Source organism: Microbispora sp. KK1-11 (assembly GCF_006874435.1).
In the GTDB taxonomy this organism is placed as follows: domain Bacteria; phylum Actinomycetota; class Actinomycetes; order Streptosporangiales; family Streptosporangiaceae; genus Microbispora; species Microbispora catharanthi.
Genome location: NZ_VIRJ01000019.1, coordinates 123321 through 134953, shown reverse-complemented (window position 1 = coordinate 134953; position 11633 = coordinate 123321). Strand labels below are relative to the sequence as shown.

The following is an 11633-nucleotide window of genomic DNA, read 5'->3' as shown; positions in this document are numbered from 1 at the left end:
GGAGCGGCGGCTACGCGGCCACGGCCGTCTTCGCCTCGCGGCGCCTCTCGATGGTCTCCATGCCGACGAGGTCGTCGGGCAGCGCGTCGGGCATGTCGGCGTCGAAGCGGGCCAGTCGCCGTACGCGCAGCGCACCCGCCACGACGGCCGCCATGCCCAGCGCGCACACCAGGTAGAGGAACGCGATCCCGCGTCCGGGCCCGACGCCGATCACCGCGCCGACGGTCGGGGCGAGCGCCCCGCCGGGGGCCAGCATGGGGTCGAACAACGCGGCGCCCAGCGGTGCGACGAGTCCCATCCCGATCGGCAGGGTCGACCAGGCCACGAGCGTGTTCAGCGCGAAGACCCGGCCGTGATACCGGTAGGGCACCTTGATCTGCACGATGGTCGAGTACATCGCGTTCATCAGGGTCAGGAAGTACGTCAGCGAGAACGCGCCCGCACCGATCACGATCAGTGAGGGGCGGAGCCCGGTGACCACGCTGCCGGCCGCGATGGCCAGCGTCGACACGAGCACCCCGCGGAAGCGCCATCTGGCCGGCCCGCCCCAGACGGCCATCGTCAGCCCGCCCAGCATCACGCCGAGGCCGGTCACCACGGAGATCACGCTCACCTCGGTGAGCGTGGCGAAGGACAGGACGAGCGGAGAGACGAGCAGCAGGAGCGGGGACAGGAAGACGTTCAGCACCGCGAAGAAGACCAGCATCGCCCGCAGGCCGCGTTCGTTCCACGTGTAGGCGAAGCCCTTGCGGATCTCGGTGCTCAGCGGTTCGCGCGGCCGCCACGGCAGCGTGTCCGGGAACCGGACCGCCAGCACGGCGACGATGGCGAAGACGTAACTGACCACATCGATGATCACGATCCCGCCCAGCCTGATCCAGGCGAGCAGCCCGGCGGCGATCAGCGGCACGACGAGCTGGGCGACGCCGTTGGCCATCTGGGTCACGCCCATCGCGTGCCCGAGGTAGCGCTTGGGCACGAGCTGCGGAACGGCGGACGTGTAGGCCAGGCGCTGGAAGTTCGTCGCGATCGACAGCGCGACGATCAGCAGGTAGATCTGCCAGAGCCGGAGCTCGCCGAAGAGGATCAGGCAGGCGAGCACGAGCTGGATGCCCGCGCAGGCGAAGTCGGCCAGCAGCATGACCCGCCGTCTGTCGCCTCTGTCGACGATCGCCCCGGCCAGCGGCGAGACCAGCAGCCCGGCCAGGTTGAGCACGGCCAGGATGGAGAACTGCGCGACCGAGCCGGAGTCGACGAGGATCGTCAGCGGCAGCGCCCATCCGGTCAGGGCCGATCCGATCATCGAGATCTGCTGGCCGGCGGCGACGGTGAGGAACCGGGCCATGCCGGGCCTGACGGCGGGTTCGGCCGCCGGTCCGGCACTGCGCGGTCCGGCTCCGCGCGGGTCAGCGGTTGGCGTCCCCGGCGTGCTCACGCCGTGGACCCACCACGTGTCGTCCGGCTCGTGCGGGGCGGGCCGGTCCAGCGAGCGGTGGGTCCGCAGGATCTCGGCCAGCTCGGCGGCCCGGTAGCGCAGGAAGTAGTGACCGCCCTCGTCCAGCACCACGAGCGCGTTGGTGTCGGAGAGGAAGGCCCACTCCCGGTAGCGCTCCTCGTAGAAGTCGGTCGCCGGGTCGCGCTCGCCGATCACCGAGATGATCGGCGCCTTCAGCCGCTGCCGGTCCGGGGAGTCGAACAACTCGGTGAAGAACTTCTCGGCCGCCTTCGAATCCCGCCGCATCGTACGGATGATCCGGTCGGCCACGCCGGGGTCGAGCTCGTCCAGGTCGACCCCGCGGGCCTTGAGCCGGTTGATGTCGGTCTGGCTGCGGCTCAGCCGATCGACGTCCACGAGCCTCGACAGCCTGCCCAGCACTCCACGCGGCCGGGCGAACGGGAAGATCGCCCCGATGTAGAGGGCCTCGACCTCCCGGCCGGCCGCCTCGACCCGCCGGGCCAGCTCGACCGCGAGGGCCGCGCCCACCCCGCAGTGGCCGTAGATCGCGATCGGCCCCTCGATCGAAAGGATCTCCTCGGCGCAGCGGGCCGCGAGGGCGTCGAACTCCATCGCCTCCTCGTCCAGGCCGATGTCGTGGCCGGGGATGGCGACGGCGTACAACGCGTGGTCGCCGGGCAGCGCGTCGGCGAGCGGCTGGTAGACGACGGCGCTGCCCGAGCCGTACGGCACGCAGACGTAGGTGAGGCGGACGGTCCGCCCCGCCGGGGTGAGGCGCTGGAGCAGGGGGCGGGGACCCGCGGCGGCCGGCCGCTCGGCGAAGGCGGCCAGCTCACGCACGGTCCGGTGGGAGAACACGTCGACCAGGCCGATCTGCCCGATGCCCGCCTTGCGCAGCTTGGCGACGATCTGGATGGCGAGCAGCGAGTGGCCGCCGAGGTCGAAGAAGTCGTCGTCGAGGCCGACCCGTCCGGCGTCCAGGACCTCGGCCCAGACGGCGGCGATCGCCTTCTCGGTGCCGGTCGCCGGCTCGGCATACTCGGTATCCCCGGCGGAGGCGGCCGGAGCGGGCAGCGCCGCACGGTCGAGCTTGCCGTTCGGCGTGAGCGGCAGGGCCTCCAGGAAGACGAACTGCGACGGCAGCATGTAGTCCGGCAGGACGTCGCGTACGGCCGCCCGCATCGCGGCCGCCTGGGCGGCTTTCTCCGGGACGCCGACCAGGTAGGCGACGAGCCGCTCGGCCCGCACGACGACGACGGCCTCGCGGGCGCCCGTCTTCTCGCGCAGCGCCGCCTCGATCTCGCCGAGCTCGATGCGCAGCCCGCGCAGCTTGACCTGGTTGTCGAGGCGGCCGAGGAAGTCGATGGTCCCGTCGGGCAGCCAGCGGGCCGCGTCACCGGTTCTGTAGAGGCCGCCGGAGAACCGCTCGGCGGTCAGCTCGGGCCGGTCGTGGTAGCCGAGCGCGACGCCGACCCCGCCGATGTGCAGCTCGCCGGGCATTCCGACGGGCACCGGCCGGCGATGCCGGTCGAGGACGTGCAGCGTGATGTTCTGGATGGGCGAGCCGATCGGCACGCGTACGCGTCCAGAGAGCCGGTCGAGGGTGCACTCCCAGGAGGACACGTCGATGGCGGCCTCGGTCGGGCCGTACAGGTTGTGCAGCTCCGCCGGGATCGTCCGCAGGCAGCGTGCGGCCAGGTCGACCGGGAGCTCCTCGCCGCTGCAGATGACGCGGCGCAGGGAGGTGCAGGTGGCCGCGCCCTCCTCGGCGAGGAACACCGCCAGCATCGACGGCACGAAGTGCGTGGTGGTCACGCCTTCGGCGTTGATCAGATCACGCAGGTAGGCCGGGTCGCGGTGGCCTCCCGGCTCGGCCAGCACCAGCCTGGCCCCGGTCGTCAGCGGCCAGAAGAACTCCCACACCGACACGTCGAAGCCGGCCGGGGTCTTCTGCAGCACCACGTCGCCGGAGGTGAGGCCATACCGCTTCTGCATCCAGTCGAGCCGGTTGACGATGCCGCGGTGGCTGTTGGGCACTCCCTTCGGCCTGCCCGTCGACCCGGAGGTGTAGATCATGTACGCGGCCGTGCCGGGCTCTCCGGCGGCCCCGGGCGAGGTCACCGGCACGTCCGCCACCTCCGCCGGCTCGTCCAGCAGGAGGACCGTGGTGGCGTCGCCCAGCCGGTCGGTCAGATGCCGCTGTGCCAGCACCACGGGTGCGGCCGAGTCCGACAGCATGAACGCGAGCCGGTCGGCCGGATAGTCGGGGTCGAGCGGCACGTACGCCGCGCCCGTCTTGAGCACGCCGAGCAGGGCGGCCACGAGTTCGATCGAGCGTTCCGCGCAGACCGCGACCAGCGCGCCCGCGCCCACACCGAGACCGATCAGCCGGTGCGCCAGCCGGTTCGCCCGCTCGTCGAGCTCCCGGTAGGTCGCCGACGCGCTCCGGAACGTCACGGCGGTCGCGTCGGGCGTACGTGCGACCTGCTCCTCGACCAGGCCGTGCAGGGTGGCGTGGGCCGGGAATTCGGCGGCGGTGTCGTTCCAGGACGCGATCAGCCCGGCGTCGTCCCCCGGCGGCAGCGGCAGCCCGCTGACCGGCACGCCGGGCTCGGCGACGGCCGCCCGCACCAGGGCCTCCAGGTGCCCGGCCATCCGCTCGACCGTGCCGGCGTCGAACAGCGTGGTCTTGTACGTGAACGTGCAGGCCAGGCCGCCGCCCGGGGTGGGCACCAGGTAGAGCTCCAGGTCGTGGCGGGCCGAGCCGGGCCGCAGGGGAAAGTCCGACACCTCGCCGTCGTCGCTCCGGTTGGCGAAGTCGTGCATCGAGAACAACGTGTCGACCAGCGGCTGCCTGCTCGGATCGCGCGGCACGCCGAGCGCGTCGACCAGCCGGCTGAACGGCAGCTCCTGGTGGTCCAGCGCCTCGACCACCGTGTCCCTGGTGCGCGCCAGCAACTCGGCGAAGCTCGGGTCGCCGTCGAGCCGGGCGCGCAGCACCAGCGTGTTGACGAACATGCCGACCACGTCGTCGAGCTCGGGCCGGGTCCGCCCGGCCACCGGGGTGCCGACCGCGAAGTCGTCCTGCCCCGTATATCGCGCGATCAGCAGCTGGAACGCGGCCAGCATCGTCATGAACCTGGTCGCGCCGTGCCGTCCGCCCAGCTCGGTGAGCCGGTCGACCAGCTCGGGGTCGAGCTCGCGGACGTGCGACGCGCCGTCGAAGCACTGGCGTGGCGGCCGGGGCCGGTCCACGGGCAGGTCCGCCCTCGGCAGCGCGGCCAGCTCTCGCTGCCAATAGGCCAGTTCGCGGTCGAAGCTCCGCCCGCGCTGCCACAGCGCGACGTCGCCGTAGCGTACGGCGGGCGGGGCCGGGTCCTCTCCGCGATGAAGGGCCAGCAGGTCGCGCATGAGCAGATGAGCCGACCGGCCGTCGGCGACGATGTGGTGCACGAGCAGCGCGAGGACGTGCTCCTCCCCTCCCGTCTTCACCAGCAGCGCCTTGAGCAGCGGCCCCTCCGCGAGGTCGAGCGGCACCGCGCTCTCGGCGTCGATCAGGGCGACGGCCTCCTCGTCCGTCGCGGCCGCCGCCTCGCGCAACGGCACGTCCGTCTGGAGCACGACGTGTACGGCGGGCAGCCCCTCGTCCGTCGCCGGAAACCGGTGCCGCAGGCTCTCGTGCCGCTCGGGCAGCCTTGCCAGCGCCTCCCTGAGGCGGCTCACGTCGAGCGGCCCGCGCAGCCGTACGGCCATCGCGATCGTGTAGGTGGCGGTGCCCGGGGTGAAGTGCTCCATGAACCAGATCGGTTCCTGGGCGGGGGCGAGCGGCGGCTCCGTGCCCTCGGGGCGGCGCGGGATCGCCCGATCCGCCTGGCCGGCATGATCGGCCTGGCCGGCCTGCCGTGGCCGCAGCCGCTGTCTGAGCAGTTCCTTCTTCGCCTCGGTCAGGTCGGCCGCGGACATCAGGTGAGCCCTTCGACGGTGGCTTTGAGCGCGTTCAGGAAGAGGGCGGCGTCCCTGCCGTTGATCAGGCGATGGTCGTAGGCCAGCCCGATGTCGGCGAGGGTTCCGTCGCGCGGCCCGGCGACGGCGAGCGCGCAGACGGTGCCGGGGAAGACGAACGGGATCGCCAGCACGACCCCGTGCTCGGTGTGCAGGGTGACGACGAAGTTGGCGCCGGACAGGTCGCTCTCCCTGAACTCGCCCGTGGCGGCGGCGAGCCGGTGCTTCATCAGGGTGGTCGCGATGTCCTTCGTCGTACGGCTCGCCGCGTCGTGGACGACGGGGACGTACAGCCCCTCGCCGACGTCGACCGTGACGCCGATGTTCGGAGCCTCGGACAGCAGCGCCCTGGTGGCAGTGCCGTCCACGGTCGCGAAGAACAGCGGGAACCGCTCGTGCAGGCCCGCGACGGCCTGGACGAACACCTCCGCGAGCCCCACCGGGCGGCGGATCTCTTTCGTCGTGGCCCGCGCGTACTCCAGCGCCGGGCCGAGATCCATGCGGACGACGGCGTACGCGGCGGGGATGGTCTGACGGGACAACTCGACGGACCTGGCCACGGCCCGCTGCACCCGCGAAAGCCGGTGCTCGGCGGCGGAGGCCTCACTGCCGGCAGGCGTGGCGGCCAGGCGTTCGACGTCGGCCCGCCGGACGACGGGGATGCCGAGTGCCCTGACCCGGTCGAGGCCGACGCCGAGCTCGTCGATGAGCGCCTGCGCGGGGGCCGTGATGAGCGGCGCCGGCTCGGGGCCGGGAGGCTGCGTGACCGGTGACGCCGTGTCCGGGGACGGCATGTCCGGGGACGCCGCGTCGAGGCCGGCAGGCTCCGCCGTCCCGCCGATCGAGGCGATCACGTCGTCCGGACGGCACCAGACCCCGGGACGCAGCCGGTGGCGCAGGACGCCGGAGGCGCCCGCGGTGAGCTCCTCTGCGGCCTTGGACGTCTCCACCAGCACGACCGCGTCGTCCGCGGCGACCTGCGCGCCGTCGGCGGCGAGCCACTCGACGAGGAGATATTCGGTGTCGTTGTTGTTCAGCTTCGGCACGCGGAGCTCAGCCACGCAGGGCCTCCCTGATCGCGCTGTGGATCGTGGACTCGTTCACGAGGGCCGCCCGCTCGAGGTGGGCCGCGGTGGGGATGACCACGCCGAGGGAGTGGATCAACGTGACGGGGAGGGCCAGGCGCCCCCAGTGCCGTCGATGGACGACGTGGGCCACCTCGGCGCCCCACGTCCCCCCGGCGGTGCTCTCCTCGACGACGAACACCCGGCGCGCCGCGCGGACGTCCGCGTCGACGGCGTCGGGCAGGTCGAACGGATACAGCCTGGACGGCACCAGCAGCGTGCAGGCGATCTCCTCCTCGACCAGCAGCGAGCGCATCGCGGCCAGCGCCCGGTGCGCCACCCCGCCGGGGGCGATGATCACGCAGTCGGGGGGACCGTCGAGGGACACCCTGGCCACGCCGTCGAAGACGTCCGCCGAGAACGGCGGCTCCACGTCGCCCATCCGGCGGGTGTAGAGGACCTTGTCCTCGAAGAACACGCACGGCTCCGCCCGGGCGAACATCTCCTCGAACACGGCCAGGTTGTCGTGGAACGGCGACAGCTCGTAGAGGGCCAGGTTCGGGATGCCGACGAAGTGCTTCTGCGGGCTCTGGCTGTGGGTCGGGCCGTAACCGCGCCCGCCGCCGACCGGGCAGCGTACGACCATGCGCATCGGCAGGCGCGAGCCGTACATGGCGACCGACTTCGACGCGAAGTTGAGCAACTGGTCGAAGGCGAGCGCGGCGAAGTCGCCGAACATGATCTCGACGATCGCCAGGTCTCCCGACAGCGCGAGACCCGCGGCGACGCCGGTGACGGCGTTCTCACTGATCGGGGTCGACAGGACGCGGTCGGGGAAGCCGGTGGACAGTCCCCGAGTGATCTTGAAGGCGCCGCCGTACGGATCGACGACGTCCTCTCCCAGCACGTAGAGGTTCGGCTCCCGGGCGAGCAGGGCGGCCAGTGCCGCGTTCAGGTTCTCCGCGACCCTCACGCCCCCTCCCACCGTGACGGGGGCCGCGCCATGACGTCCGCGGCGACCGCGTCGACGTGCGCGCGAGCCTCGGCGTCGAGCCGCGGGAAACGGCCGGGGCACGCCGCCGCGCATCGCGCGTACCAGTCCTGCTCGTGCAGAGCCTGTACGGCTCGGGCCGGCCTGGTGTCGTCGCCCTTGCTGTGCGGTCCGAGGCGCCGGGTGACGAACTCGACCACGAGAGGCGTGGAGCGGGTGCGGACACGCGACACCAGGGGGCCGAGCGTGCGGCGGATCTGGGTGACGTCGGAGGTCTCGACCAGGCGGTGGTCGATGCCGAACGCCGCCGCCCGGCCCGCGATGCTCCCCGCCAGGTGCCGGGACGTGGGCGTCGACTGGGCGATGCCGTTGTTCTCGACGACGACGAGCAGCGGCAGCGCCCACAGCGACGCGATGTTGAACGCCTCGTAGACCGCGCCCTCGCCGAACGTGCCGTCCCCGACGTAGACGCAGGCGAGGCGGCCGGGCTCGGCCCGCTTGAGGTGCAGCGCGACCCCCGCGGCGACCGGCAGGCTCTCGCCCTGCACGCCTGTGGACAGGAAGCGATCCCTGCGGATGTGCTGGCTGCCGCCGACCCCGGCGCAGACCGCTCCCTCCCTGCCCATGATCTCGGCGAGCAGTCCGGCGGGGTCGCGGAAGCGTGCCAGATAGTGGCCGTGCCCGCGATGGTTGCTGAACACGTGGTCGCGCGGGTCGAGCAGCGCCTCCATGGCGACCGGGATGTACTCCTGCCCGAGACAGGTGTGGGTCGTGCCGTTGAGCAGGCCCCTGCCGTACAGGTCGAGCAGCTTCAGCTCGAACGCCCGGATCATCAGCATGAGCGAGAGATCGGCGTCGTCGGGACCGACCGCCTCCGCCGGGAGGACGGCCGGATCGGCTGTGGCGGGCCGCGTCATCGGCGGATCACCTGAAGCACGCCGGCGATCGTCGGGTTGTCGAAGAAGTCGTCCAGCTCGACCTCCACGCCCAGCCGCTTGCGCATGCGGGCGATGATCTGGGTGATGGTCAGTGAGTGGCCGCCGAGCTCGAAGATGTCGTCGTGCGGCTCGATGGGAGCGAGCTTGAGCACCTCCTCCCAGATGGCGCGGATCTCGGCCGCCAGAGGATCGCCGAGATCCGCGGCGGCGCCGGTGTCCTCCCCCGCGGCGGTCGCCGGTGCCGCCCCCGCCGTCGAGGAACTGGGGACGGGCCAGGCGACCACGGGTTCCCGGGTCGGCAGCATCTCCAGGGGCCGGGTGGGATCCTGGGCGACCGCCGCCAGCACCGCCCGGAGGTCGTCGGCGAACCCGACCGGATCGGTCAGCTCGCCAGGGTCGTAACGGAGGCTCGCGGTCATCCCCGGCGCCGACATCGCCGTGTTGTCCGAAGGGTCGCCATGGTCGAGGACCTGGAGCTGCAGGGCGCCCCGCACCGCCTGGTTGAACGCCAGCCGGTCGACCTCGCCGAACCCTGTCACCGAACCCCTGCCGTGCGCCGCCCCGCGCCGGTAGCTGACCGAGACGGGAGCGAGCGCCGCGTGCGGTTTCAGCCCGGCGACCGCCCTGGCCAGGGGGACCTCGCGATAGGTGTACAGGCTCCTGAGCTCGGCGCGCAGCCCGGCGGCGAACGTCACGAACGGCGCGTCGGGCGGCGGGCTCGAGAAGACAGGCAGTTCGTTGACGAAGGGGCCGATGTGTCCCTCCGAATCGGCGGTGCGGGTCGACAGGTCGATCGCGGTGACGACGTCGGCGTTGCCGTACGACATGAGGAGCACGTGCAGCGCCGCGAGCAGCACCTCGAACCTGGTCAGGCCGGGCAGCTCGGGGACGTCGAGCGTGAACTCCAGCAGCCGCCCCGGGCCGCCCCGGCGGGAGCGGAGCGCCCCGCCCGGCACGACCGTGTCGCCCGGTTCGCGCCACCTGCCCGCCCAGAACGCGCGGGCCTCGCCGAGCAGGGCCGCCACCCGCTCCTGCTGGCCGGTGGCGTGGTCGAGGGGTCCGAGCGGCGGCGGTGCGGCACCGGCCGCGAAAGCGGCGAGGTCGGCGACCAGGATGTCCTTGGACTCGCCGTCGAAGACCAGGTGGTGGGCGACGATCACGAGGGTGTCGCCGACGAGCGTGAAGCGGACGAGCGGGCCGTTCTCCAGGTCGAAGGGCCGTCCGACGGCCTCCTCCACCGACTCACCCGTCTCCAGGGACGGTGCCCGAGCGGCGGGCACCAGGTGCGGCACGCCGTCGTGCTCGCGTACGGCCCGGCCCAGCAGCGGATGCCGCTCGACCACGCGCGCACACGCCGTGGCCAGCACGGCGGGATCGGGAGCCGGCGAACCGTCGAAGCGGATCACGATCGGCATGTGGTAGGCCGACCCCGCCCCCATCCGCTCGGTGACCCACATTCCATGCTGGGCGAACGAGACCTGCGTCATGATGCGACCTCTCGGAGTGAGCGCTTGTCGACCTTGCCGCCGTGGTTGCGTGGCAGGGCGTCGAGGGTGATGAGCCGTAAGGGAAGCTCGTGCGGGGCCAGCAGGTCCTTCAGGAAGACGCGCAGCTCTTCGTGCGGGACGGTCCCGACGACGGCGACCGCGACGGCCTTGCCGAGCGTGGGGTGCGGCACTCCGAAAGCGGCCGCCTCGACGACGCCGGGGTGCCGGTGGACGGCCTCCTCGACGTGGATCGTGGACACCTTGTAGGCCCCCGACTTGATCACGTCGCTCTCGCGGTCGACCAGATAGAGGTAGCCGTCGTCGTCGAGGTAGCCGAGATCTCCCATGCGCACCCAGCCGCCGCGGAAGACCTCGCCGGTCGCGGCCTCGTCACCGTAGTAGGCGCGGGTGACGGCCGGCGACCGCATCCACACCTCGCCGGTCGTGCCGGGCGGCAGCGCCCCGCCGTCCGCCGCGGCGATCCTGACGGCCCCGCCGGAGACCGCGCGGCCGACGCTCGACGGCCGCTCGGGATCGAAGATCATCACGGTCTGCGCGGGCGCGGCCTCGGTCGAGGTGTAGTAGTTCGCGATCGTCGCGTTGGGGAACGAGGCGCTGAGATCGCCCGCGACCCGCGCCGGCAGCGGCGCCGCCGCGGAGCCGAGCAGCAGCACGCTCGACAGGTCGTGCCTGGCCTGCACCCCGGCGGCGAGCATCTCGATCGCCATGGCGGGGACCACGAAGACCGTGCCCGCCCGGTAGCGCTCGATCAGCGCGGCGAACCTGCCGGGCGTGAAGCGCGGCAGCGTGACCACCTCGGGGTGCGCGTCCACGGCGTTGACCAGCATCCACTGGCCGGCGTTGGTGCCGACGGGAAAGGCGTGCGCGAGATGCCTGGAGTGGGTGAACGGCCTGCGGCGGCCCCCGCAGCCGTAGGCCAGGTTCGCGTGGGTGGCGGCGACCCCCTTGGGCCGGCCCGTGGTGCCGGAGGTGTAGAGGATCTGCGCCGGGTCGCCGGGCGCCACCGGTTCGAGATCCTCGTCCCCGCCGCCCTCGCCGTACGGCAGGTCGCCCGGCCGCAGCACCGCCGCCGCGCCGCAGTGCGCGAGCATCGCGTCGACGTCGGGGCCGGCCAGGCGGTCGGAGAGCGGCACGGCGACCGCCCCCGCCCTGAGCACGCCGAAGAACGCGACCGCGTAGTCGAGCCAGTCGCCGTTGCCGAACACGAGGCCCACCCGGTCGCCGCGCCCGATCCCCCGGCCGCGCAGCGCGCGGGCCACGCCGGACGACCTGCGCTCCCACTCGCCGAAGGTCAGTGAGCCCGAGCCGTGGACGGTCATCGCCACCCGGCCGGGATCGGCGGCGGCCCGCTCTCGAAGCAGGCCGGGAAGAATCTTGCTCACGATCGGCCCCCGGAAAGTCGCCAGGACGAGAATCGCCAGATCAGAGGTCACCCGGCCACACGGTCACGCGTGGCCGTACGGGATTTCTAATAAGAAAGTTTCCTAATTAAAGTTCGGCGCCAGTTTGACACGAGGCCGCCGAGGGCGGCAACCCCCCACGGCTTGCCCACTCCGGCGCCGCCGCCGGCGAAGCCTTGCGGGTGGCCGAAGATCCGTGGAACACTGCGGCCAACCCGAAAACTGTTAAGAAGCTTTCCAGAAGGCGCCGGTTTTCCGAAGGCACTTGCCCGGG

6 protein-coding genes are annotated in these 11633 nt (G+C 72.4%); all 6 read right to left on the bottom strand.

Features of this window, described 5'->3' with window-relative positions; genetic code table 11:
- Window positions 1–10: 10 nt before the first annotated feature.
- The 6 genes from FLW16_RS25625 to FLW16_RS25600 are packed head-to-tail and all read right to left on the bottom strand — an operon-like array spanning window position 11 to window position 11341.
- On the bottom strand, window positions 11–5419 hold the full coding sequence (locus FLW16_RS25625) for a non-ribosomal peptide synthetase/MFS transporter (RefSeq protein WP_142562678.1): 5409 nt from the start codon (window positions 5417–5419) through the stop codon (window positions 11–13).
- Window positions 5419–6519, bottom strand: coding sequence for a 2-oxo acid dehydrogenase subunit E2 (locus tag FLW16_RS25620; protein ID WP_142562677.1), 1101 nt, complete (start codon window positions 6517–6519; stop codon window positions 5419–5421). The genes FLW16_RS25625 and FLW16_RS25620 overlap by 1 nt, the downstream gene beginning before the upstream one ends.
- The gene (locus FLW16_RS25615) at window positions 6512–7495 is read right to left on the bottom strand and encodes an alpha-ketoacid dehydrogenase subunit beta (RefSeq protein ID WP_142562676.1); all 984 of its coding nucleotides are present in this window, start codon (window positions 7493–7495) and stop codon (window positions 6512–6514) included. Before FLW16_RS25615 ends, FLW16_RS25620 begins: the two co-directional genes overlap by 8 nt.
- Complete coding sequence (locus FLW16_RS25610) at window positions 7492–8430, bottom strand: thiamine pyrophosphate-dependent dehydrogenase E1 component subunit alpha (RefSeq protein ID WP_142562675.1); 939 nt, start codon at window positions 8428–8430, stop codon at window positions 7492–7494. Before FLW16_RS25610 ends, FLW16_RS25615 begins: the two co-directional genes overlap by 4 nt.
- Complete coding sequence (locus FLW16_RS25605) at window positions 8427–9938, bottom strand: condensation domain-containing protein (protein ID WP_142562674.1); 1512 nt, start codon at window positions 9936–9938, stop codon at window positions 8427–8429. Before FLW16_RS25605 ends, FLW16_RS25610 begins: the two co-directional genes overlap by 4 nt.
- A complete protein-coding gene (locus tag FLW16_RS25600; protein WP_260615576.1) occupies window positions 9935–11341 on the bottom strand; it encodes a class I adenylate-forming enzyme family protein in 1407 nt (468 codons plus the stop codon). Before FLW16_RS25600 ends, FLW16_RS25605 begins: the two co-directional genes overlap by 4 nt.
- Window positions 11342–11633: the final 292 nt, after the last annotated feature.